The 23,108-nt window shown below is 46.8% G+C and carries 22 protein-coding genes and 3 tRNA genes; 22 read left to right on the forward strand and 3 right to left on the reverse strand.

Annotation, left to right across the window (positions count from 1 at the left end; translation table 11 throughout):
* The first annotated feature begins 42 nt into the window (after positions 1-42).
* From carA to ACE3K2_RS01485, 18 genes are all read left to right on the forward strand, one after another.
* The gene (gene carA / locus ACE3K2_RS01400; protein ID WP_047843735.1) at positions 43-1,185 is read left to right on the forward strand and encodes a glutamine-hydrolyzing carbamoyl-phosphate synthase small subunit; all 1,143 of its coding nucleotides are present in this window, start codon (positions 43-45) and stop codon (positions 1,183-1,185) included.
* Position 1,186: 1 nt separating this feature from the next.
* Positions 1,187-4,405, forward strand: a complete 3,219-nt coding sequence (gene carB / locus ACE3K2_RS01405; protein WP_062835433.1) for a carbamoyl-phosphate synthase large subunit — start codon at positions 1,187-1,189, stop codon at positions 4,403-4,405.
* A 102-nt stretch (positions 4,406-4,507) separates the two neighbouring features.
* Positions 4,508-5,248 (forward strand): orotidine-5'-phosphate decarboxylase, encoded by a 741-nt coding sequence (gene pyrF, locus ACE3K2_RS01410; RefSeq protein WP_421885846.1) that lies wholly within the window; start codon positions 4,508-4,510, stop codon positions 5,246-5,248.
* The gene (gene pyrE, locus ACE3K2_RS01415; protein WP_253439277.1) at positions 5,245-5,886 is read left to right on the forward strand and encodes an orotate phosphoribosyltransferase; all 642 of its coding nucleotides are present in this window, start codon (positions 5,245-5,247) and stop codon (positions 5,884-5,886) included. Before pyrF ends, pyrE begins: the two co-directional genes overlap by 4 nt.
* 272 nt (positions 5,887-6,158) lie before the next feature.
* Complete coding sequence (locus tag ACE3K2_RS01420) at positions 6,159-7,106, forward strand: ABC transporter ATP-binding protein (protein ID WP_421885850.1); 948 nt, start codon at positions 6,159-6,161, stop codon at positions 7,104-7,106.
* On the forward strand, positions 7,069-8,178 hold the full coding sequence (locus ACE3K2_RS01425; protein WP_421885853.1) for an efflux RND transporter periplasmic adaptor subunit: 1,110 nt from the start codon (positions 7,069-7,071) through the stop codon (positions 8,176-8,178). The genes ACE3K2_RS01420 and ACE3K2_RS01425 overlap by 38 nt, the downstream gene beginning before the upstream one ends.
* Positions 8,178-11,096, forward strand: coding sequence for an ABC transporter permease (locus ACE3K2_RS01430; RefSeq protein ID WP_421885856.1), 2,919 nt, complete (start codon positions 8,178-8,180; stop codon positions 11,094-11,096). Before ACE3K2_RS01425 ends, ACE3K2_RS01430 begins: the two co-directional genes overlap by 1 nt.
* Before the next feature lie 2 nt (positions 11,097-11,098).
* Complete coding sequence (locus ACE3K2_RS01435) at positions 11,099-11,962, forward strand: ABC transporter ATP-binding protein (RefSeq protein ID WP_421885859.1); 864 nt, start codon at positions 11,099-11,101, stop codon at positions 11,960-11,962.
* Positions 11,963-11,983: 21 nt separating this feature from the next.
* The gene (locus ACE3K2_RS01440) at positions 11,984-13,435 is read left to right on the forward strand and encodes an ABC transporter substrate-binding protein (protein WP_421885862.1); all 1,452 of its coding nucleotides are present in this window, start codon (positions 11,984-11,986) and stop codon (positions 13,433-13,435) included.
* A 114-nt stretch (positions 13,436-13,549) separates the two neighbouring features.
* Positions 13,550-13,741 (forward strand): hypothetical protein, encoded by a 192-nt coding sequence (locus ACE3K2_RS01445; protein WP_047843730.1) that lies wholly within the window; start codon positions 13,550-13,552, stop codon positions 13,739-13,741.
* Positions 13,742-13,812: 71 nt separating this feature from the next.
* Positions 13,813-13,886 (forward strand) — tRNA-Met (locus ACE3K2_RS01450).
* A 56-nt stretch (positions 13,887-13,942) separates the two neighbouring features.
* Positions 13,943-14,016: transfer RNA gene (locus ACE3K2_RS01455), tRNA-Ile, on the forward strand.
* 183 nt (positions 14,017-14,199) lie between these two features.
* The gene (locus ACE3K2_RS01460) at positions 14,200-14,622 is read left to right on the forward strand and encodes a hypothetical protein (protein WP_421885864.1); all 423 of its coding nucleotides are present in this window, start codon (positions 14,200-14,202) and stop codon (positions 14,620-14,622) included.
* A gap of 204 nt (positions 14,623-14,826) precedes the next feature.
* Complete coding sequence (locus tag ACE3K2_RS01465; RefSeq protein WP_421885867.1) at positions 14,827-16,383, forward strand: tetratricopeptide repeat protein; 1,557 nt, start codon at positions 14,827-14,829, stop codon at positions 16,381-16,383.
* Between the two features lie 146 nt (positions 16,384-16,529).
* Complete coding sequence (locus tag ACE3K2_RS01470; RefSeq protein ID WP_421885870.1) at positions 16,530-16,697, forward strand: hypothetical protein; 168 nt, start codon at positions 16,530-16,532, stop codon at positions 16,695-16,697.
* Positions 16,698-16,868: 171 nt separating this feature from the next.
* Positions 16,869-17,267, forward strand: a complete 399-nt coding sequence (locus ACE3K2_RS01475; RefSeq protein ID WP_421885872.1) for a hypothetical protein — start codon at positions 16,869-16,871, stop codon at positions 17,265-17,267.
* Positions 17,268-17,383: 116 nt separating this feature from the next.
* Positions 17,384-17,497, forward strand: a complete 114-nt coding sequence (locus ACE3K2_RS01480) for a YjcZ family sporulation protein (RefSeq protein WP_105410301.1) — start codon at positions 17,384-17,386, stop codon at positions 17,495-17,497.
* Between the two features lie 157 nt (positions 17,498-17,654).
* Entirely contained in the window at positions 17,655-17,984 is a 330-nt protein-coding gene (locus tag ACE3K2_RS01485; RefSeq protein WP_133385522.1) for a DUF1904 family protein, read from the forward strand.
* A 36-nt stretch (positions 17,985-18,020) separates the two neighbouring features.
* Here ACE3K2_RS01485 and ACE3K2_RS01490 read toward each other — a convergent pair whose 3' ends face one another.
* Complete coding sequence (locus ACE3K2_RS01490; RefSeq protein WP_421885876.1) at positions 18,021-19,244, reverse strand: MFS transporter; 1,224 nt, start codon at positions 19,242-19,244, stop codon at positions 18,021-18,023.
* A gap of 140 nt (positions 19,245-19,384) precedes the next feature.
* Positions 19,385-19,573, reverse strand: a complete 189-nt coding sequence (locus ACE3K2_RS01495; RefSeq protein ID WP_421885879.1) for a hypothetical protein — start codon at positions 19,571-19,573, stop codon at positions 19,385-19,387.
* A gap of 313 nt (positions 19,574-19,886) precedes the next feature.
* Here ACE3K2_RS01495 and ACE3K2_RS01500 point away from each other — a divergent pair, with 313 nt between their 5' ends.
* Both ACE3K2_RS01500 and ACE3K2_RS01505 read left to right on the forward strand, forming a co-directional pair.
* Positions 19,887-21,035 (forward strand): ATP-binding protein, encoded by a 1,149-nt coding sequence (locus tag ACE3K2_RS01500; RefSeq protein ID WP_421885881.1) that lies wholly within the window; start codon positions 19,887-19,889, stop codon positions 21,033-21,035.
* Positions 21,036-21,144: 109 nt separating this feature from the next.
* A complete protein-coding gene (locus ACE3K2_RS01505; protein WP_421885884.1) occupies positions 21,145-21,627 on the forward strand; it encodes a DNA-entry nuclease in 483 nt (160 codons plus the stop codon).
* Between the two features lie 39 nt (positions 21,628-21,666).
* On the opposite strand, the gene ACE3K2_RS01510 is transcribed toward ACE3K2_RS01505, so the two are convergent.
* Complete coding sequence (locus ACE3K2_RS01510; protein WP_339256381.1) at positions 21,667-21,891, reverse strand: hypothetical protein; 225 nt, start codon at positions 21,889-21,891, stop codon at positions 21,667-21,669.
* Between the two features lie 206 nt (positions 21,892-22,097).
* Here ACE3K2_RS01510 and ACE3K2_RS01515 point away from each other — a divergent pair, with 206 nt between their 5' ends.
* Complete coding sequence (locus ACE3K2_RS01515) at positions 22,098-22,547, forward strand: hypothetical protein (protein ID WP_421885887.1); 450 nt, start codon at positions 22,098-22,100, stop codon at positions 22,545-22,547.
* Positions 22,548-22,973: 426 nt separating this feature from the next.
* Positions 22,974-23,059: transfer RNA gene (locus ACE3K2_RS01520), tRNA-Leu, on the forward strand.
* Positions 23,060-23,108 lie beyond the last annotated feature (49 nt).

Raw genomic sequence — 23,108 nt, forward strand, 5'->3', positions numbered from 1 at the left:
TAAATGAGTTCAACGTTGATAAACACAGAGGAGTGAAATGGGATGCAGGCACAGGCAAGATTATTGTTGGAAGACGGCACACTGTTCACCGGAAAAGCATTCGGTGCTGAAGGTGAAACGACAGGTGAGGTCGTTTTTAATACGGGAATTACAGGCTATCAAGAGGTGCTTTCGGATCCTTCCTATTGCGGTCAAATTGTAACCATGACGTATCCGCTGATCGGAAACTACGGCATTACGCGTGATGACTTTGAGTCGATTCGTCCATACGTACACGGTTTCGTTGTGCGTCGTCATGAGCCTACGCCAAGCAACTGGCGTGCGGAATATAGCGTAGACAATCTGCTCAAGGAATACGGTATCGTAGGAATCAGTGAAATTGATACACGCATGTTGACTCGCCGGATTCGTCACCACGGCACCATGAAGGGAATTCTCACAACAGGATCGAAGCCTGTGGAAGAACTGCTGGAGATGATGGGAGATACAACCATCGCCGAGCTGCGTAACCAGGTGCCAATGACTTCTACAGAGCATGTCTACAACAGCCCGGGAACGGCTGAACGTATTGTACTCGTGGATTATGGTGCCAAAACAGGAATCTTGCGCGAACTGAGCAAACGTAACTGTGACGTTGTCGTTGTTCCACACGATGTAACCGCAGACGAGATTCGTCGCCTGAACCCGGACGGCATTCAACTATCCAACGGCCCTGGGGACCCGAAAGACGTACCTCACGCAGTTAACATGATCAGTGAACTGCTTGGCGAATACCCAATTTTCGGTATCTGCCTGGGTCACCAGTTGTTCGCACTTGCGGCAGGAGCAGACACCGAAAAACTTAAGTTTGGACATCGCGGAGGAAACCACCCGGTCAAAGAACTGGAGAGCGGACGTTGCTTCATCACATCCCAAAACCATGGTTTTACTGTAAACGAAGAGTCTGTCAAGAGTACAGATCTGGAAGTTACACATATCAACAATAACGATAAGACCATTGAAGGTCTGAAACATAAATCATTCCCGGCATTCTCGGTCCAATACCACCCTGAAGCAGCCCCAGGTCCATACGACAACAGCTATCTGTTTGACCGCTTCATCGAGATGATTCGCGAGCACAAAATCACTAACCCGCAAAAGCCGCGTCAAGCCGTATTGGCAGCCGCAGTGAAAGGAGCACAATAACATGCCGATTAACAAAGATCTCAAAAAAATCCTGGTGATTGGTTCCGGTCCAATCGTCATCGGTCAAGCGGCCGAGTTCGACTATGCCGGTACACAAGCTTGCCAGGCTCTGAAAGAAGAAGGCGTGGAAGTTGTACTTATCAACAGCAACCCGGCGACCATTATGACGGATACCAACATGGCTGACAAAGTCTACATTGAGCCCATTACACTGGATTTTGTAACCCAAATCATTCGTCAGGAGCGTCCAGACGGCTTGCTGCCAACACTGGGTGGTCAAACAGGTCTGAACATGGCGGTAGAACTGGCACGTGCAGGTGTGCTGGAACGTGAAAATGTGAAATTGCTCGGAACACAGCTGACTTCCATCGAGAAAGCGGAAGATCGTGATCTGTTCCGTGACCTGATGCGTGAACTGGAACAGCCTGTACCTGAGAGTGTGATCGTAACGACACTTGAAGAATCACTTGAATTTGCAAATGAGATTGGTTATCCAATCATCGTGCGTCCAGCCTATACGCTGGGCGGAACAGGCGGCGGAATCTGTGCGAACGAAGAAGAGCTGCGCGAGACTGTGGTAGCGGGAATTCGTTACAGCCCGATTGGGCAATGTCTGGTTGAGAAGAGCATTGCAGGCATGAAAGAAGTCGAGTATGAGGTTATGCGGGACAAAAACGATAACTGTATCGTTGTCTGCAACATGGAAAACTTCGACCCGGTAGGTGTTCATACAGGCGACAGTATCGTTGTAGCACCAAGTCAAACTCTGTCGGACCGTGAATATCAAATGCTGCGTTCAGCTTCCCTGAAAATCATCCGTGCCCTGAACATCGAGGGTGGATGTAACGTACAGTTTGCACTGGACCCACACAGCTTCCAATACTATGTTATCGAAGTAAATCCACGGGTAAGTCGTTCATCAGCTCTGGCTTCCAAAGCGACGGGTTATCCGATTGCCAAAATGGCTGCCAAAATTGCGATGGGTTACACGTTGGATGAAATTGTGAACCCGGTAACAGGCCAAACGTATGCTTGCTTTGAGCCTACACTGGATTATATCGTGAGCAAAATTCCTCGCTGGCCGTTTGACAAGTTCATCTCGGCAAACCGTAAACTGGGAACTCAGATGAAAGCAACAGGCGAAGTGATGGCGATTGGCCGGACATTCGAAGAGTCGATCCACAAAGCCGTTCGTTCCCTGGAAATTGGCGTACATCGCCTCTACCTGAAGGATGCCGAAACGCTGGACGAAGCTACCCTGAACGAGCGCCTGATCAAAGCAGATGATGAGCGTATCTTCCTGATTGCCGAAGCATTCCGTAGAGGTTATACGCTGCAACAGCTACAGGATCTGACCAAGATTGACTGGTGGTTCCTGGACAAAATCGAAGGTCTGATCGCATTCGAAGATCGCATTCGCGAAGAATCCGAATTATCTTCTGACATTCTGTATCAAGCGAAACGCCTTGGATTTACAGACCGTGCCATTGCTGAACTGCGTGCGCAAGGTCAACCAGGAGGCACATTAACAACTGAAGCGGAAGTTAGAACTCGTCGGGAAGCAGAGAACCTGCGTCCAGTGTACAAAATGGTAGATACATGTGCAGCTGAGTTCGAAGCAACAACGCCATATTACTACTCGACTTACGAGACAGAGAATGAGGTTATCCCTTCAGACAAGCAAAAAGTTGTGGTGCTGGGTTCTGGACCAATTCGGATCGGTCAAGGGATTGAGTTTGACTACTCTACTGTACACGCAGTATGGGCATTACAAAAAGCAGGTTATGAAGCAGTAATTATCAACAACAACCCGGAGACCGTGTCTACGGACTTTAATACATCGGATCGCCTGTACTTTGAACCGCTCTTCTTCGAAGATGTCATGAACGTGATTGAACAGGAGAAGCCAGTAGGCGTTATCGTGCAGTTCGGTGGTCAAACGGCCATCAACTTGGCAGCACCACTGCGTAATGCAGGTGTGACCATTCTCGGAACGGATCTGGAAAGCATCGATGAGGCGGAGGATCGTAAGAAGTTCGAGCGTCTGCTCTCTCGTCTGGAGATTGCACAGCCAAAAGGTAAAACGGTCATTTCCGTTGATGATGCGGTAGAAACAGCTCAAAGTCTGGGCTACCCGGTACTGGTTCGTCCTTCCTATGTACTTGGTGGTCGTGCGATGGAGATTGTATACTCCGATGCAGAATTGCTGACATACATGGAACAGGCGGTTAAAATCAATCCGGAGCATCCGGTTCTGATCGACCGTTATATGATGGGTAAAGAAGTTGAGGTTGATGCCATCTGTGATGGTGAAACGGTATTGATTCCAGGAATCATGGAACATATCGAGCGTGCAGGGGTTCACTCTGGTGACTCCATCGCGGTATATCCTCCGCAACATCTGTCCCAGGACATGAAAGAGAAAATTGTAGAGATTACAATCAAAATTGCGAAAGAACTGAAAACAGTAGGTTTGGTTAACATCCAGTTTGTTATCCATGATGGTCAAGTGTACATTATCGAGGTGAACCCGCGTTCATCCCGTACCGTACCATTCCTGAGCAAAGTAACTAACATTCCGATGGCGAACCTGGCAACACAAGCCATTCTGGGTGTGAAACTGAAAGATCTTGGTTATGTTGACGGGTTGTGGCCTGAGTCGGACCATGTCTCTGTCAAAGTTCCGGTCTTCTCCTTTGCGAAACTGCGTCGTGTTGAACCAACCCTCGGACCTGAAATGAAATCCACAGGTGAGGTTATGGGTCGTGACCCGAATTACGCTAAAGCGTTGTTCAAAGGTCTCATCGGGGCAGGAATGAAAATTCCGGCAACCGGAGCGATTGTCGTGACTGTAGCAGACAAAGACAAGGACGAAGCTGTACCATTGCTCGAAGGTTTCTACAGACTGGGTTACAAAATCATGGCTACCGGCGGAACAGCAGCTGCGCTTGAAGCAGCGAACATTCCGGTAACGACGGTAAATAAATTAAGCGAAGGTTCGCCGAACATTCTGGATATGATCCGTAGCGGCGAAGCGAACTTTGTCTTCAACACACTCACCAAAGGCAAAACGCCGCAGCGTGACGGATTCCGTATCCGTCGTGAAGCGGTAGAGAACGGCATTGTATGTATGACTTCACTGGATACGATTCGTGCGCTGCTGATCATGCTGCAAACGATCAACTTCTCTTCTGAAGCAATGCCTGTCTTTGTAAAATAAATAAGCTCTGATGAAGGACATCAGTCAGCCTCCGGGCTGGCGGGATGTCCTTTATATCGGGCAAAAAAGGAAAAAATGAGCAAGTGGAGGGGAGCGCTGGTGATGAATCACGCGAGTTTCAATGAAATGGCTGGCCGTCTGATGGTGGCACTTGATTATCCTGGAGCGGAAGAAGCAAAAGCATTGGTACAAGCTCTTGAAGGCATTCCCTGTTATCTCAAGGTGGGTATGCAGCTGTTCTACGCAGCAGGACCGGACTTCATTCGGGAGCTGAAATCCAAAGGCTACTCCGTTTTTCTGGATGTGAAAATGCATGACATTCCCAACACTGTTCGTGGTGGTGCTGAGAGTATCACGCGTCTTGGGGTAGACATGTTTAATGTACATGCAGCAGGTGGAACCATGATGATGCGTGCTGCACGTGAAGGTGCTGAGGCAGCTATGGATGCTGATCCTTCCTTACACAGACCCGAGATCATTGCAGTCACCCAACTGACCAGTACAAGTCTGGAAACAATGAACAACGAGATTGGCATCCCGGGAAGTGTGGAAGCTGCTGTGGTCCGTTATGCAGGACTGGCTCAAGAGGCCGGACTGGATGGAGTTGTTGCTTCTCCACTGGAAGTGCCCGCCATTCGGGCAGCGTGCGGCAGTGCTTTTCACACGGTTACGCCGGGAATTCGTCCAGAGGGTAGTGGCCTGGGAGATCAAACACGCGTATTGACGCCGGGTGAAGCCATCGCCAGAGGAAGCCATTATATTGTTGTAGGCAGACCGATTACTGGTGCTCCCAATCCGCGTGAAGCGGCAGAAACCATTTTGAAGGAGATGTTGAACGCATGATCGAACTGAATGAGATTCCGAATCATATAGCTTCCCAACTGTTGAAAATTAAAGCCGTGGCGTTGCGTCCGCAGCAGCCATTTACATGGACATCCGGCATCAAATCACCAATCTATTGCGATAATCGTTTAACGATGTCCTATCCCGAGATTCGTAACGATATTGCTGAAGCCTTTGCAACGATCATTCGTAACCAATACCCGGATGCAGAAGTCATTGCAGGTACGGCAACCGCGGGTATCCCGCATGCTGCCTGGGTGGCTCAGAAGCTGAATCTGCCGATGGCCTACATTCGTGATAAAGCCAAAGGACACGGTAAGGAGAACCTGATTGAAGGCCTTATTGCCGAAGGACAGAAAGTAGTAGTTATCGAAGATCTGATCTCTACAGGTGGCAGTTCAATCAAAGCAGCAGAAGCTGTACGCGTAGCAGGTGCAACACCGCTCGCTGTACTTGCCATCTTCAGCTACCAGCTTGATAAGGGTGTTAAAGCCTTCGAAGATGCTGGAATTCCGCTTCAGACGCTGTCCAATTACACGGCGCTGATGGATGTGGCTTTGGCTCAGGGAACGATTCAGGAGAGTGACTTTGAGTTGCTAAAATCCTGGCGTGAAGATCCTTCTTCATTTGGAAAATAATATCATTGGTACCTCAGAATAAGGATCAGGAATGAACGGTATCAAAATTGTAATGATTGCCGTCATGGCGGCAAAACCATCGAATAAGCAAGAGGCATCCCATACATTGGGGTGCTTTTTTCGTTTGTTCATCAAAATATTAACTTTTTCACTCTAACGTTGTAAAAAGCTTGTAACTTTTAGTGGTGATCGGTCGTTTATAATTCAGTGTAGGTTGGAACAGATTTCTAATTTTAGGTTTTTTGAAGAAGTGATCGGGATATCAAGAAAGGATGAGCGTGATTGCTGGCATGAAGAATTTATTTCTCAGAAAAAGACCTGCCAAAAGCCAGTCAGGCGATGAACATCAACAGGAGGAAGCGCAGCTGGAGACCTCGACGGTTTCGGGAGAAAATACATACAACAATGAAGACGATCACCTGACGAGTGAACCTCCGTTACCTGAAAGTGAAATCACTTCAGATGAAGTGGCTGCAGCTGCTTTCACTACCATTGATGAACCCCAGAAGAAGATCAAACCGAAGAAGGATATATTGCCCCCATATGATGGGCCTGTACTGGAGGTGCGTAACGTGCATCGCAGTTTCCAGACAGGCAGTCGTATCATCCATGTGCTCAAAGGCATTGATATGGAAGTGAATCCGCAACAACTGGTCATGCTGAAGGGGCGATCAGGCTCAGGCAAAACAACGCTGCTGAATATGCTCGGTGGATTGGATCAGCCTTCAAGTGGAGACATTCTGTTCTCCGGCCAGCCTCTTCAGGATTGGGGGGACCGGCGGCGGACGGCTTTGCGGCGCAAAGAGATCGGTTTTATTTTTCAGGCATATGCACTCATGCCCTTATTGTCTGCTTGGGAAAATGTAGAACTGTCGCTGCGAATGGCGGATGTTCCGCGATCGGAGTGGAAGGACAGGGTTGGTCACTGTCTGGACCTCGTTGGACTATCCAAACGGGTGAAGCACCGACCTTTCGAGATGTCCGGGGGAGAGCAGCAGCGGGTAGCTATAGCCAAGGCTATTGCCCATAGACCCCGATTGTTGCTTGCGGATGAGCCTACAGCGGAACTGGATTCCAAGATGGGCGCTCAGGTCATGGCCGTATTCCGAAATATTATTGAAGTAGAACAAGTAACGATATGTATGACTACACACGATCCTACAATTTTGGAGGTTGCGGACCATGTTTATGAAATGGCGGACGGCAGATTTATCAAGTAAAGGGGCCGCTCCGAAGAGGGGGAAACGCGCAGCAATTATTGTACTTGGTGCGATAATGGTTGCAACGATGTCGGGCTGCTCATTGCTGCCGTCAGAAACAGAGGAAGAAGTGCTTCCGCCAATTACGCCGCCAACGATCTCCAAGAAACCGGAATATGAGGTTCGGACAGAAACGTTGGAGAAAAAAGTAAGTGGCAGTGGCAAGATGATGAGTCAGCGGGAAGAGAAGGTGTACTTCACGCTTGATGGCATGCATGTCAAAGAGTTAAATGTTAAACCAGGGGATAAAGTGAAAAAGGGTCAGCTTCTTGCCGTGCTCGATGTGGAGAGTGTGGAGAAGGAGATTCGTGGCAAAAAACTGGCTATTCGCAAATCCGAAGTTCAGATGAAGGAAACACTTCGCAAAAAGGATGAGATGGACCCGGTGGAGTTTGAAGAGGCAACGATTGCGTTTGAAGAACTGCGCCAGGAACTTGCTGATCTGGAAGCACAACTGGGCAAAGCCACGTTGACTGCTCCGTTTGGTGGCACCGTAATTGCTGTGCAGGTTGAGAAGGGTGCAGCCGTGAAAGCGTATGATCCGATTGCTACGATTGCGGATACATCGAATCTGGTAGTGGCAGCTACCTTTGCCAAGGAAGATCTGGAGAAGTTCTCAGCCGGTATGAAGGCAGAAGTGGACATTAATGGAGCCGGTAAAGTCGCTGGCAAAATTAAAGTCATGCCTCTTGCTGACGCATCGGAAAGCGGCAGTGGCGAAGGATCGGGGGAAGGCGGGACGCCCCCAACCAAGGAAACGCTGGATAAGTATGTTATCGTTACACTTGCAAAAATGCCAAAAGGCGTGGAACGTGGCACACCACTATCGGTCTCGATTGTAACGCAGCGCACCGAGAACGCAATTGTGATTCCTGTATCCGCTTTACGCTCCATCGGTTCAAGAACGTACGTACAAGTCGTGGAGAGTGATGGCAGCAAGCGTGAAGTGGACGTTGAAGTTGGTCAGCAGACATCGACAGATGTGGAGATTCTGAAAGGTCTGACCGTAGGCGAGAAAGTAGTGGGACGCTAATGGGGCTGCCATTGCTTCGACTGCTGTTCCGCAAAATGTGGAACACGCGCTGGATGACCTTCAGCACATTGATCGGATTAATTGTGGCGGTTGCGTTCACCGTCAGTATTCCCATGTATGCCGATGGTGCGTTGAAACGGGTCGTTGCGCAAACGCTGCAGGATAATAGTGAGGGATTGCCAGCCGGTTCGTTGCTCATGAGTTATCAGGCACCCGGTGGTGTGAAGACAGACACACGGGGTCTGGACGAAGTGGATCGTTATATTCGTGAGGATGTTCCTCGCGATATCGGGTTTCCTTTCCATACGTATGTGAATTCGAGATCCATTCGCAGTACAGAGGTGAGCCCGGAAGATCCAACCAAAGTGGATGCCAGCAGGGTACGCAGTATGAGTCTGGGTACCATGAGTGGGCTGGATGCACAGGTGAATTACTCTGCCGGGGTAAAACCTGGAAACCAGGTCAAAGATGACACGATCGAGGCAGTCATGCTGGAAGAGGGCATGTACCGTAACGATCTGCACATTGGTGACATTCTGGAATATCCGGTGTATAGCGGCCTTGATATCACATTGCGTGTGAAGATTACAGGGTCTTTCAAGGCCGATGATCCGAACAGCCCTTACTGGGTGCAAGGATTTGACGGCATGATGAATGGGCTTTATGTGGATGAGTCGGTTTTTAATGATATTTTATTGAAGGAAAAAGGGATTCCACTTCAAAATTCACGTTGGTATTATGCCTTTGATCTGAAAGAAATCCAAACCAGCCAGTTATCAGGTCTGACTTCCGTGCTGGAAAGGCTGGATATTGATCTGTATCAGCGGCTGAAAGATACAAAAGTGGACATCACCTTCGGTGACCTGCTCAAGCAGTTCCGCAGTCAGAGTCTGCAATTGCAGACGATGCTGTTTACCTTGGCAGCACCGATGATTGCGATGGTCTTTTATTTTATTGCGATGAACGCCAGACAGTCATTACAGAAGCAAGAAAGTGATATTGCGGTATTGCGCAGCCGTGGAGCTTCAGCTCGGCAGATCTTCTCTCTCTACCTGCTTGAAGGCATATTTCTGGGCGCTATTGCGTTGGTTATCGGGCCGTTGCTCGGTTGGTTTATGGCCAAAAGTATCGGTTCAGCAAGTGGCTTTCTCTCGTTCGTAGATCGGAAGTCCATTCCGATCGGTGTATCCAAAGAAGCTATTCTTCTGGGCGTAGCAGCGGTCCTTGTTGCGATCATCGCATCACTTATCCCTGCGATAACCTACGCACGGGCAACGATTGTATCTGCCAAACGGCGGCAAGCACGTACAGACCGTCCGCCAGTATGGCAACGCTGGTTCCTGGATGTTGTGTTACTGGGTCTGGCTGGATATGGATACTACCTGTTCTATGAACGTCAGATGTTGACCTTCCAGACGGGAATGACAACCGATCAGTTGCAGGTACAGCCGTTTCTGTTCTTTGTACCCGCACTTGCAATCTTTGCGCTTGGACTATTCTTCCTGCGCTTGTTCCCGTGGATATTGAAGCTTATTCAGTTGATCGGTCGCAAGTTTCTCCCGGTCCCGTTGTATCTGACATTAACGCAGCTATCGCGTTCATCTTCTTCCTATTATCCGTTGATGATCCTGCTTGTATTAACACTGGGACTTGGGGTGTACAACTCGGCGGCGGCCCGGACAATTGATCTGAATTCCACGGAGCGTACGCTCTACCGTTATGGTTCGGATGTGATTATGCAGACGGTGTGGGAAGGAACACCTGAGGTTAAACCCGGTGGTTCCGGACAGAATGGCGGTACGGGTGGAGGTCAACAAGGTGGTGGCAATGGAGGTGGAGGTTCTACTGGTGGAGGTTCCGGCGGAGGCAATGGGGGTGGAGGTGCTCCGGGTGGTGGCGGTTCTTCGCAGCCATCCAAAGTCATTTACTCCGAACCTCCATTTGAAGTGTTCCGCAGATTGGATGGTGTCGAACATGCAGCAAGAGTACTGCAGACCAAGGGCAATATTATCGTCTCTGGTAAATCGGGCGGACAGGGGATGCTGGTCGGCATTGATAATGTAGACTTTGCTCAAGTGGCGTGGTTCCGCAACGATCTGTTCCCGGCACATCCCTACAAGTACCTTGACTTGCTTGGTAAATATGAGGGGGCTGTATTGATCTCTTCCAAATTTGCTGACAAGTTCAAGCTCAAAACTGGAGATCTCGTCTCCATGGGTGTACAGGGACAGGCAATTGAATTCGTCGTCTTCGGGATCATTCCTTACTGGCCAGCCCAGTATCCGGATCAGATGCCATTCTTCGTGGCGAATCTGGATTATATCTATGATCAGGTGCCTCTGATTCCTTATGAGGTATGGCTGAAAATGGAACCGGATGCCAAAGTGGCTCCATTAATGGAGAAACTTGCAGCAGAAGGCATTGAGTTATCGTCTGTGCGTGACGTACGCACCGAGTTGGTATCTCAGGGGAAACACCCGTCACGAGGGGGCGTATTCGGGATTCTGAGCCTTGGTTTCCTGGTATCGGTTATTATCTCGTTGATTGGATACGTGCTGTACTGGTTCTTCAACTTGTCCGGACGTGTTGTACAGTTTGGTGTATTACGGGCAATGGGGTTATCCCGGGCACAACTGAGCGGTATGCTGCTGCTGGAACAGGTGTTCACAGCGGGGCTGTCGATCCTGCTAGGTATTGGAATTGGTCAGGTATCGAGTCGTTTATTCCTGCCATTCCTGCAAACGACGGATAATGTCTCTGCTCAGGTACCTCCATTCCGGATTGTGTTTGAGCAGCAAGATATGTTGCAACTGTATGCGGTCACTGTGGTGATGCTGGTCATTGGTGCAACCATGTTGCTCTGGCAGATTCGCAGACTGCGGGTTCACCAGGCGGTCAAAATGGGAGAGGAGAGGTAAACGTGATCCAATGCGAAGGACTTGTCAAAATTTTTAAATCCAGCGATGTGGAAGTCGTTGCCCTTCAAGGTCTCAACCTGACTGTTAATCAAGGTGAAATGATGGCCATCATCGGTAACAGCGGTAGCGGTAAATCCACGCTGCTGAATATTCTGGGCGGGCTTGATCGTCCTACGGCTGGTACGGCTGTTGTGGGCGACTGGGATTTGCTCAAGATGACAGATGCCCAATTGGTTGAATACAAACGTCATACGGTAGGTTTTATCTGGCAAAATAACGGTCGTAACTTGTTGCCTTATCTCACTGCACTGGAAAATGTGGAGACTCCCATGATTCTGGGAGGCAAGCGTGATCGTGCTTACGCGAAACAGTTGCTCGAATGGGTAGGCCTTAAGGATCGGATGCATAACAAATTGCATCAATTGTCAGGAGGAGAGCAGCAACGGGTAGCGATTGCAATCTCATTATCCAATCGCCCCAAAATTCTGCTTGCAGATGAACCAACCGGTTCGGTCGATTCCGAGACATGTGATACCATCATGGGCATTTTTCGAAAAATGAACAAGGAACTCGGCGTTACGATTGTCATCGTTACCCATGACTTGACGCTAGCTGGCAAGGTAGACCGGATCGTAGCGATCCGGGACGGCTTGACCAGTACCGAGTTTGTGAAGCGCAACCCGAATTTGGATGATGAGCATCAATTGTCCGAAACGGGTATGCCGGACATTCATGAAGCATTTGTCATTATTGACCGTGCAGGGCGGCTTCAGGTGCCAAAAGAGTATCTGGAGGCCTTATCCATTGATAACCGGGCTACGTTGGAATTTGACGGTGAACGCATTGTCATTACACCGCCAAGATAATTAATGAGGGGGAATTGGGAGATGAAGAACAGGTTGTGGGGAAAACGTGTGCTGGCTGTCATGGCTACTGCGACGCTGGCATTGCCGCTGATTGCTGGCTGTACGGCAAGTGAAGCCAAGGATACGGAGCAACGTGTATTACGTGTGGCTACAATGTGGGGAGGACAGGATGACAGTTACTTCCGCCAGCAATTTACCGATGCTTTTGAACTGACACATCCCAATGTAACGATTGAGATTGTAGCTGCTGTTGACCAGAGCAGCATGTATGGATATGGCAACACGGAGGAGCAGCAGGAAGCTCCGGATACGATGGAAAGTCTGAAGAAGATTATGACGGGGGATAACCCGGTTGACGTTATCGTGGCGGATACTTCTACAGTCAAATCATTAATTCAGGAGAATATGGTAAAACAACTGGACCCACTGATTCAGGAAGATAAGTTTGACACCAATGATATCGTGCCTAGTGTACTGGAGGGAATTAAAGACCTTGGGGATCAGAGCATCTATGCTTTGACACCAACATTCTCCTCTTCTGCTTTGTTCTACAACAAGGGCATGTTTGAGAAAGCAGGCGTTGAACCGCCGACGGATAACATGACTTGGGATGATATTTTCAATCTGGGGGCCCGACTTACGAAAGGCGAGGGTAAAGACCATGTATTTGGTTTCTCCTTCACCACATATCAGGGGGGAGCGCCGTACTACTCCATGCAGCAGTACTACAGTTCGTTGCAATTGAAGACGTTTGACGACAAAGCAGAGAAGATGACCGTAGATTCTCCTCAATGGGAGAAAGTATGGAGCACCATCAGCAAACTTGCAATTGACAAAGTTATTCCTAAAGGTGATGAACCACAGGATCAGAATCCGAGTGGACGTTATGATCCGGTTCAGGGTGATCTCTTCCTGAGTGGCAAGACAGCTATGGCTATCGGCGATTATAGCTATATTAATCAATTAATTGATGCGAATAAAAATGCAGATAAAATGAAAGATTTTACAAAGGTAGATTGGGATGTAGTCACACCTCCAGTTCACCCGGAATCTCCTGAAATCGGAGGAAGCATCTATCTGAGCAACTTGATGGCGATCAACAGTGCGGCTCAGAACCCGGATGATGCGTGGGAATTGATCAAGTATATGAACAGTGAAGATTGGGCCAAAATCAAAGCACGTAGCAGCTATGAGATGGTATCACGGAAGAGCTTCATTAAGCCTAAAGACGGCCTGGATTACAACATTCAAGCCTTCTATTCTTTGAAGCCTATTCCGCCAACGAATACCAATCTGGATAAACTGTATCAAAAATCCCCAGGCTTGTGGCAAGTAAACGATAAAGGGATGGAATATTTCAATCAGGTACTTGAGAACAAAAAGACACCAAAAGAAGCGCTCGGTGAGTGGGCAGCTAAAGGAAACGAGATGCTGGAGAAATTGAAAAAGGATCCTAAAGCTACGTTTCAATGAGACAATGAGATTTGATGAAGTAGTCATATCGTAAGTTATGGATAGCCGCTGAAGATTTTAATCTTTGGCGGCTATTTTTATGAAAATGGGGTATTCTACAAAAAGCAGGAATAAATGACGACTCCGGAAAGGACGAGCGGTATGCACTGGGTATATTTCAGCAAGTTGTATGCAACCAAATTTCAGGCAGGATGTCTGGCTAAACGTATGGAGCAGGACGGATGGATTTACGGTCATAATGAACCGGCGGAAGTGGAAGTTTATCGATCACGCAAAGGACGTTACGGTGTACGTTTTATTCCCTGACATTACCCCTTGACTTATTGGGATAGAATGGTGTATATTAATTAAGTCGCTGTTTTAATATTTCTTACTGACGCGGGGTGGAGCAGCCCGGTAGCTCGTCGGGCTCATAACCCGAAGGCCGCAGGTTCAAATCCTGCCCCCGCAATTTAGTTTTTCCTGGATGATCCACAGCCATCATCTGCACGTTATACATTATGTCTAGGGCCCTTAGCTCAGTTGGTTAGAGCGGTCGGCTCATAACCGATTGGTCACAGGTTCGAGTCCTGTAGGGCCCATACTCTTAAACCCCTTGCCTAGTGCAAGGGGTTTTTTCTATCTGTATGTGAGTTCTGGAGTAAAGGTATCTGACTAATGGTGTCTTTCTAAAATACCTTTTTTTTCGAATCACGATGTATGTCCATGCCATATCTAAAATCTCGCATATACTACCTTATCCCAACCAATAGGAGGTAGATTTCATGAGTCAATTTCTTGATGCAAGAACATCTCAGAATGCGAGTTTGGCTAACTCTATCGCAATACCAATCCTGGTTATTAACACACCACAATTATTTGGTCAGATTGGTCTGCAAACAGAAGGAGCAGGGGCAAACCCACGGGTACAATTCAAAGGAACGGTAGCCGTACAACTTCCTTTGGCACTCGTTGGTGTAACCATCACAATTGTTAGGGGGACTTTGGCTACGGACCCTGTCATCTATTCTGCAACGTCTACGTTTAGCTTGAGTGTCCTTGCACCTCAGATTATTACGTTCTCTGCGGATGACTTCAATCCACCTATCACGCCTCAATTGACGTACACTGCATTTATTAGCTCCAACTTGCTCGGAACGATCCGTGTAGGCCCTGAGAACTTTGACGGAGCCGTGTATTCCGACTAATGTTGAGCGTCCTTGACTGAGTGAACTAGATCAATAGTCTTTGTAAATGAAAGGCCTCACGGACCTGCCCTCAAAAGCAGGTTTTTTTCTTGTTGAAGGGGAAGACTGAGCTTCATGGAGTAGACAGGGTTCTATGATATAATACATTACAGAGATTGAATGGTATTCGAAGAAATTAGTGATAGAAAGCAGGTTTCCATTTTAATGACGTCAAATGAAAGTCAACGTTTTCGTTACAGTGAAGCTCCGGTCTGGGATTGGCAGAGAGCTTATTATGAACAGAAGGGGTTACAGGCTTGGACTGAGAATCAAGTCCCTCAATATATTACCAGTAATCCGATGATTGCCACGGCTTATGCAGAGATGATCTTTGGGTTTCTTCAGGACCTCTCGAACAAGGGAAAGATCACGGAGACCGTAACCATTCTTGAATTAGGAGCGGGTGTAGGGCGTTTGGCACATCAAGTTCTCCTGAAACTGATCGAGTTAAAGGAATTTGCTGGAATACAGTTACCGCCTTTCAGATATGTGATGACGGATCTGGTTGCGGAGAATGTGCTGGGTTGGAAAGAGCATCCTTCCATGCAATCCTTTATTCAACAAGGAATAGTGGATTTTGCACGTTTTGATGCTGTATCGGATACGGAATTGAATCTGGCCGTCGCAGGCACGGTTATTCGGCCTGGTGATCTGAAACAACCGTTGTTGTTGATTGCCAATTACTTTTTTGACAGCATCCCGCAGGAATTAATCTACATTGGGGATGGCGAGATATATGAGTGTGATCTGCTTGTTCAGTCTCCGGATCGTCGTCTTGATCTTGATCCTGCTGAGATGTTGAAAAACATGATGTTGAGTTACGAGTATCGCAGGGCGCCTGAATACAGTGCAGATAACTATCCGTATTCGGAACTGATCACGTTGTACAAGGCGGAGCTGGAGGATTCCCACATCCTGTTCCCGGCAATTGGCTTGTCCTGTCTCGAACGGTTGAACAAGTTGTCACAGTCAGGTTATGTGTTGATTACCGCTGATAAAGGGGATCATCGACTGGATAACTGGAAGTTCGCAGAGCCACCTGAATTCGTTCTGCACGGAAGTTTTTCTTTAACAGCCAACTACCATGCCATTCAGTATGTCTTGGAACAACAGGGTGCCTACACACGATTCACAACACATCATTATAAAGATCTGAATGTTGGGTGCATGTTGATGGTGGACGAACCCCTCAGTTATGTGAACACACGTCTCGCCTACCATCGATTTGTTGAACGTTTTGGACCGGATGACTTTTTCAGTATGAAACAATGGGTAGACCAACGGATAGAAAGTATGGAGTTGAAGCATATTTTACCGTTTTGGCGTTTGGGCGGGTATGATGCCGAGTTCTTGATCCACAGTGCAACGCACATTTCCAGTCTTCTTCCTGATGCAAGTGATGAGGAAATGCTCGATATTCAGTCTGGAATTCATACGATGTGGTCGACCTACTATGTGATGGAGCACCAAGGGGGACTCGCATTTCTGGCAGGGCAGCTTTTATATGAGATGTATATGTATGAGGATGCGAAACGGTTTCTGGAGATATCATTGGTTGCAGATCCGAGTAACCATAATCCAGCCGTCTTATACGATTTGGCTGTGTGCTGTTATGAACTTGAACTGGAAGAAGAAACCCTGTCATATACCCGTAAAGTATTGGCTCTGGAACCTGATCACGAAGAGGCAACAGCGTTGCTCCAGAGTTTCGAGTTGATCTGAACGGAACAATTGAAGTCCTGTCTCCTGTATGTATGTAGGATGTGATGGGTAATGTCTATATAGAAATTGAAACCTTTAATTGAACTTCATCGTATTACTGGGATATTCAACCAATCATTTCTATAGTACATAAAGGAGACAGAGTTATGAAGAAAATGTTATCCGTCGCATTATATCCGCTTGCTTGGGTGCTGGGGGCACTGAGTATCTTATCTGGAAATGAAAACAGTGTCCTATTGGTGAAAGATATCGCTGCAGATCGAAGCTATGACGGACAGGCTATCTATGATAGTATTGAACGTAGAAATGCCTAACTACATATCCTTGAACTGTAAAGGTAATTGTGTCGTCGTGCAATAACATGAGAACCAATTACTCTTGAAGCAAAGTGCGATGAGCAGGAGTTCTGTCCGTACCATCTTTAAGCCGGTTTCGTACCTTATTCAGGTATGAACCGGCTTTTATTAATGAATGGGGGATACGAGATGAAGATGATCATTGGACAACCGAGGCTGGAACATCATTTGCTGCAGCTTGAATCCGAACTCAAGCAACATCCTGATGCGGATGTATTGTTCTTTCCTGAAGGTTATCTGAACCAGAATGTTGAAGACGCTTGTCGCTTGGCGGCTGAATATGGAACCATGATTGTATCAGGTCATCGCAGTTTGCATGAACGTCCGAAGGACCGATCCATCATCATCAGTAAGGCTGGAGAGATTGTATTGGAGAAAGCTAAATATACACCTGCTGAGACGGTTGTTCTGGCATCCCGAAGTGATACACGTACTCGTACAATCCTTCTGGATAGAAAAAATACAGACCCATCACCTCAGGAATCACAGCAAAAACAACTGAAAATCTCTATCGCTCCATCCGGTTAAATGACCGGGTATGAATCCTTGATGAATGGGCAGATGAACTTGCCAATTCGCCCGGTCACTTGTGCGGAATACGCATATGTTATGGCATACCTTGAAATTCAAAGGAGGCCAATCAAATGAGTCAAGTTGGATACGGTTGTTGTAATGTTGGTGGCGGATGGACTTCTACAAGTGCAATTCTCGTGCTTTTCATCCTGCTCGTGATCATCACAAAATCCTTCTGGCTGTAAGTCACGTATAGAACGTGCAAACAGTGGCTCCGCTGAAACTTCAGCGGGGCTTTTCCTATTTATAAGAACAACATATGCCATCCATGACATTTGACAACTGAAAACAATGTGCTTAAAATCACATAAGAGACTATTAACAGAGATTGAAGGGATAGCAATGCCGTTTATTCGCTTTAAAGGATTCACAGGTCCTCAGCTAGAGGAAGTTGTACCCCAAATTACAGAGCAGATGGCCCTAATTACTCATATTCCAAGGGAGAGAATGAAGGCAGAGCGTCATGATGTACAAGCGCTAACACCTTCTCCGGCTTCTATAGAGATTCTGATGTTTCAACGTGACCAAGAGATTCATAATCGGATTGCATCGTCGGTGCAAGCTATTTTGGAAGAAGCGTACATGCCGGATGTGCATATTTTCTTCAATATATTGTCACCTACTTTGTATTATAAACAAGGCAAGCCGCTGACAGATTATCGATTGGATTGAGACCGGGACGAGCAACGTGTTGCTCGTCTCTTTGATTTACATATTCTTCGTGTGTTTAGCATTGGGCTGATTCCTGTGAACCGTGCCGAGTAATAATGAGCATATTGCAGACGAGAGAAATAAGGCTCCACCAATGAGGTATACCCATTGAACGCCCAGTTGATCAGCGGCTAGACCAAAGATGACTATAGATACACTCATAACCGTGGAAATCAGGACGCCATGTGTGGCATATACTTTGGTTAGGGATGCGACAGGCACACTGCTCTGAAGCGCTGTCTGCTGAGCCACATCACGAATCTGATTAACTGGACCCATGAGGATGCATAACACCAGAGCGAGCCATGGCAGGCTGTTTAGACCATAAGTGATGGTCAGCAGGCTGAAGAGAAGAGAACCCATGGTCATGCTAGCGATCAGATGCTTCTGAATCCATTTGGCTAGTGTAAGAGCCAGAATACCTCCAAGCATGGTTCCAACAGCGTAACTCGAGTTCATGAGTCCCCACCAACCTTCTCCTCGTCCCAGGGCTTCTCTTGCAAAGGCCAGTGTGACAGCTCCAATCCAGATGGAACCCGCAAGAGCCTGAGCAATGTCCATCAGCGTGAGTAGTCGTAATGATGGATTCTTCCAAAGCATACTCCAGCCTTCCCTTAATACATTCCGTGGTAAAGCAGATTTCTGTAGTTGTTCTACATTCCGTGTGAGCGAGCCCATGGTAATCATAAAGATCAGAACGGCCCAAGACAGGCTTGTAGCTGCCCAGAATGTCTGTGAAGGCCCCCAGTTCATCACGGCGAATCCCGTCATGGCGTACCCCACAATGGTTACAGTCTGATTGGAGAAAGAGAGGAGGCTATTGGTTTTCACAAGATCTTCTCCCTGAACCAAGCGTGGCGTTAAAGCATTCAGCATTGGAGATTCCCATCCGTCCAAAAAGGAGAGTATGGCCACTCCGATCAATAGAATCGGCAGTTGTAAAATCAAGTGATTCAACGAAATGGCTATACAGGTCATGATTAATGTTTTGGCTAAGGAAATGCTGATCAATAGTCTGGAGAATGGGAAACGGTTCAGAAGTAATGGTAATGTGAAACCTGCTGTTATGCGTCCAATGATCTGTATAAGTGGGAACATTGCAGCAGAGAGGACCGATCCAGTATGACTGTAAATAAACGTCGTAATGACCATGATATATATGACATTAATAAGCGAGAGCAGCGTTTTGGCGGCCCAGTACGGATAAAATGCGATGTTCATGCCTATGATGTCCTTTCCGAAACGATATATCTATATTACGGGCATTGTCATCATTGCACCACAAACAAATTTATCATTTTCCCGTCATTTCAGCACAAAAAAACTGCCCAACAGGGCAGTCATCTTCTCATACTTATAGTTCATGCCATAGCGAGTGTGAATGCGATAAGCAACATCAGCATGCTGGTCGTTCTGACCATAGTCATATAAGGCCTGCTGGGTTCGGCTTCACCCCGGAAGATCCAGCCATAACGCAGATACCAGCCGAATTTTGGGAAACAGAGATTGATGATACAGAGTACCATGAATATAAAAAAGAGGGTTCTCATACCCATCTTCCTTTCTTACTTATATAACGAATCTCATCTTAACGTTTGCGTCTGCTAAAAAAGACTACAATCAAAATAATAATGATGATAATTAACAGAAATTTCATGTATGTTCCTCCTGATGTGTAGTTAGGTTGTTGTGGAATGTTAGTTATCAACTATTACCCAAGAACCACATGACTTGAATAACTATGTTACAATTAAAATATATTGTTTTATTATCAACACATACCATCTGGTGAATTGTATCTCCATATAATGTTCGAATACAGACTATATTAACATTAACGTGTGTGAGATGAAGGAGGAAGGCATGAGCCAAAATAATCAACTCTCATTACAATGGGAATTTATCATCTCGAAAGTGAAATCCTCCGTGACGGTGGTCGATGCAACATTGCCTGAGCTTCCGCTCATGTATGTAAACGAACACTTTACCCGGCTGACAGGATACACGTATGAAGAGTCTGTCGGACAGAATTGCCGATTTTTGCAAGGGAAGGATACAGACCCTGAAACGGTAATGCAGATTCGTGATGCAATAAAGGAACAACAGTCCATTAAGATTGATATCTTAAATTATACAAAAAGTGGTCAAAAGTTCTGGAACGAACTGAATATTAATCCGATCTTTAATGAATCCGGAGAGTGTTTGTATTTTGTAGGCATTCAATACGATATTTCTGAAAGGAAGTATGCCGAACAGCAGTTGAAGTTTGCAACTACAATGGCGGAGATGAACAGCAGAGGGCAATTGGAGTTCATCGGTAAGCTGAATCATGAGCTTCGTACCCCGCTTAACGGCATCATGGGCATGATTGAACTTGCCAGTATGGGTGACATCTCCGATGAGCAGAAAGAATATCTAGATCTTGCACATCAATCGGGTGAGGCACTCCTGAATATCATTAATAATAGTCTGGATATGGCAAAACTCGGCAGAGGCAAAATGGATGTGGAAAACATTGAGTTTCAACCTCTGAAGTTGATTCAACAGATTGTGAAGACACATGAGCCTGCGGCACAGAATAAACATATACGTTTGCTCTGTCATGCTGATCTGAATGTTCCTGATGTGCTTATCGGTGATCCGCTAAGACTTCGGCAGGTACTGGATAATCTGCTGAGTAATGCGATTAAGTTCACGGAACAGGGCCAAGTGCAGTTACAGGTGGATGTGAGGCAACAATTGATGGATACCATTATATTGGTATTCTCTGTGCGTGATACGGGAATTGGTATTCCTCCGCATCAGATCGAACAATTGTTTGATGCTTTTACCCAGACCGACATCTCCCATGCGCGTCGATTCGGCGGAAGCGGGCTTGGTCTGACCATCTGCAAAGAACTGCTGGAACTGATGAATGGTCAGATTTCAGTGAAGAGTACCGAAGGGAAAGGTTCACAGTTTGAGGTGACACTTCCCTTGCTGCGCCAACAGGCCATTCCCAATGTAGGATAACCAAACGAGCAGGACAGCCGGGTGATCTCGGCTGTTTTTTTATTGTATTGAATTGTTTTGCGAACGGGCGTTCTGTTATAATGTAAGTGTTGAATGGGGGAGACACAGCATGAGTAAGAGACGCACAAGACGAACACGCAAAGGTAAGCAAAGTTTCAAAAAGCAGGTACTGACACTGGTAGCCATGCTGCTCGTAGCCCTCTATGCCTGGGCTGGGGGAGAATGGCCGGAGGAGATTCCTAATCCATTCGGAGGGACTAATAAGAGTGTAGACCATACCATTACGTTTCCTTCAGAGCGCTATCCCGAAACAGCCAATCATATTAAAGCTGCTATCAAGGCAGGGTATTCGGATGTATGCACCATTGATCGCAGTGGAGCCGAAGGCAATCGAGATTTATCGCTCAAGGGTGTTCCGGTCAAAAAAGGTAAGGATCGGGACGAGTGGCCCATGGCGATGTGCGCTGAGGGAGGTGCAGGTGCGGATATCCAGTACATTACCCCGAAGGATAATCGTGGTGCAGGTTCATGGGTAGGGAATCAGTTAAGTACATATCCGGATGGAACACGAGTGAAGTTTGTAGTGAAGTAACAAGAAGAGAAAAACCAGACGTTCATTCGTCTGGTTTTTCTATACGAGTTGCATTCCACTTAAATGGTGAGAACGGATGCTTAACAGACGCGTAACATGTTCAACCTCATCAAACGGTATCCACAGACTTCCGTGAACCGTACGTAAGGAGAGAATCGATGTATCAGCGGTACGCTCGGGATATCCGGTTACCGTCTGACCGCTTGTATTACGAACCATGATCTGTTGCTTGCGCCGGATGGCAATTTCTACCTCTTTTTTCATAAGTCATTGCTCCTGATTATGAGATGATAAATCCATATGTCAATGTTTTCAATGGTTAATTTGTCTTCTTTATCTAGTCTATCAGAACTAGGTATGGATTTCCAGAAGAGAAATCAACAATGTTCTAGGTGATTTGACTTAGCTATGGATTATCCGTTTTTCAATAGGGATTACGGGGTTATATAGGGTAAAAGGAGGGGAACGGAATGACACAATTGATTATTGGGCTGGCCCGTACCGAGAACGAGGCCATAATCATGCTGAATAAGGCCAAAGAGGAAGGCATTAAGGATAAATATTTGGGGGCGGTGGCAAAGGAACAGCTTGATCTGGAGCTGGTGAGCGAGAAGACGGGTCTGCCCAAACCTTTGAAGGGTGCAGGAACGGATGGTGCCTTTGGCGCGCTAAAAGGTATATTGGCTGGTCTGGGGAAACGGATGGATCAGACAATGTCAATCGGAAAAGCAGTGCGCAGACTCGCCGGCAATGAGATTGGGAGTGAGACCGATGATTTGGTGCTTACACTGACTGAAGCTGGCATCTCGGAAGAAGACGCAAGGTATTATGAAGATTGGCTGTTAAAGAACCATATCTTGGTTATCGTGGAGTGCAGTGAGGAAGAGGCGGCTAGTGTTCGACCTATTTTACTTTTTTAGTTTAATTTAAGGCTGATTTTAGGTTTCTTTAATGTTGGGAAGGTATTCTTATCTCACACCTCCCTTAATATAGATTGGTTTACCGGAAGTCCGGGACCGCAACTCGGACTTTCTAGGCACTGTGAGCTGATGCTTGCAGTGCCTGTTTCATTTATATAAGTTGAACTAAAGATTATTTACACTGACACTCCGATGACAGAATAACCTTCTAATCGCTGTTATCCCCAGATTTTTTCGATTCCCTTTTCTCAAGGGAAAATCCGGTGATAAAGGCGAACGCTTCGCTTTTTCAGTTTTTTCTGTCCTCTCCGTTATCGTGTAAATCATTAGTTAAACTTATATAGTTAGATTATTTTTATAAAAAGTGTTGCAAAGTTAATTAGTTCATGGTAAGATATTTCTTGTCGCCAAGAAATACATAATCCTGCCGGGGTGGCGGAATTGGCAGACGCACAGGACTTAAAATCCTGCGGTAGGTGACTACCGTACCGGTTCGATCCCGGTCCTCGGCATTCTAAAAAAAACTGAAAACCCCTTACTGCATAAGCATAAGGGGTTTTT

Source organism: Paenibacillus sp. (assembly GCF_048976745.1).
GTDB lineage: Bacteria > Bacillota > Bacilli > Paenibacillales > Paenibacillaceae > Paenibacillus.

What these genes read in the sequence shown, in the direction of transcription:
- carA (WP_047843735.1), top strand. Translation starts at nt 43, where the DNA reads ATGCAGGCACAGGCAAGATTATTGTTGGAAGACGGCACACTGTTCACC.
- carB (WP_062835433.1), top strand. Translation starts at nt 1,187, where the DNA reads ATGCCGATTAACAAAGATCTCAAAAAAATCCTGGTGATTGGTTCCGGT.
- pyrF (WP_421885846.1), top strand. Translation starts at nt 4,508, where the DNA reads ATGAATCACGCGAGTTTCAATGAAATGGCTGGCCGTCTGATGGTGGCA.
- pyrE (WP_253439277.1), top strand. Translation starts at nt 5,245, where the DNA reads ATGATCGAACTGAATGAGATTCCGAATCATATAGCTTCCCAACTGTTG.
- ACE3K2_RS01420 (WP_421885850.1), top strand. Translation starts at nt 6,159, where the DNA reads ATGAGCGTGATTGCTGGCATGAAGAATTTATTTCTCAGAAAAAGACCT.
- ACE3K2_RS01425 (WP_421885853.1), top strand. Translation starts at nt 7,069, where the DNA reads ATGTTTATGAAATGGCGGACGGCAGATTTATCAAGTAAAGGGGCCGCT.
- ACE3K2_RS01430 (WP_421885856.1), top strand. Translation starts at nt 8,178, where the DNA reads ATGGGGCTGCCATTGCTTCGACTGCTGTTCCGCAAAATGTGGAACACG.
- ACE3K2_RS01440 (WP_421885862.1), top strand. Translation starts at nt 11,984, where the DNA reads ATGAAGAACAGGTTGTGGGGAAAACGTGTGCTGGCTGTCATGGCTACT.
- ACE3K2_RS01445 (WP_047843730.1), top strand. Translation starts at nt 13,550, where the DNA reads ATGACGACTCCGGAAAGGACGAGCGGTATGCACTGGGTATATTTCAGC.
- ACE3K2_RS01460 (WP_421885864.1), top strand. Translation starts at nt 14,200, where the DNA reads ATGAGTCAATTTCTTGATGCAAGAACATCTCAGAATGCGAGTTTGGCT.
- ACE3K2_RS01465 (WP_421885867.1), top strand. Translation starts at nt 14,827, where the DNA reads ATGACGTCAAATGAAAGTCAACGTTTTCGTTACAGTGAAGCTCCGGTC.
- ACE3K2_RS01470 (WP_421885870.1), top strand. Translation starts at nt 16,530, where the DNA reads ATGAAGAAAATGTTATCCGTCGCATTATATCCGCTTGCTTGGGTGCTG.
- ACE3K2_RS01475 (WP_421885872.1), top strand. Translation starts at nt 16,869, where the DNA reads ATGAAGATGATCATTGGACAACCGAGGCTGGAACATCATTTGCTGCAG.
- ACE3K2_RS01480 (WP_105410301.1), top strand. Translation starts at nt 17,384, where the DNA reads ATGAGTCAAGTTGGATACGGTTGTTGTAATGTTGGTGGCGGATGGACT.
- ACE3K2_RS01485 (WP_133385522.1), top strand. Translation starts at nt 17,655, where the DNA reads ATGCCGTTTATTCGCTTTAAAGGATTCACAGGTCCTCAGCTAGAGGAA.
- ACE3K2_RS01490 (WP_421885876.1), bottom strand. Translation starts at nt 19,244, where the DNA reads ATGAACATCGCATTTTATCCGTACTGGGCCGCCAAAACGCTGCTCTCG.
- ACE3K2_RS01495 (WP_421885879.1), bottom strand. Translation starts at nt 19,573, where the DNA reads ATGAGAACCCTCTTTTTTATATTCATGGTACTCTGTATCATCAATCTC.
- ACE3K2_RS01500 (WP_421885881.1), top strand. Translation starts at nt 19,887, where the DNA reads ATGAGCCAAAATAATCAACTCTCATTACAATGGGAATTTATCATCTCG.
- ACE3K2_RS01505 (WP_421885884.1), top strand. Translation starts at nt 21,145, where the DNA reads ATGAGTAAGAGACGCACAAGACGAACACGCAAAGGTAAGCAAAGTTTC.
- ACE3K2_RS01510 (WP_339256381.1), bottom strand. Translation starts at nt 21,891, where the DNA reads ATGAAAAAAGAGGTAGAAATTGCCATCCGGCGCAAGCAACAGATCATG.
- ACE3K2_RS01515 (WP_421885887.1), top strand. Translation starts at nt 22,098, where the DNA reads ATGACACAATTGATTATTGGGCTGGCCCGTACCGAGAACGAGGCCATA.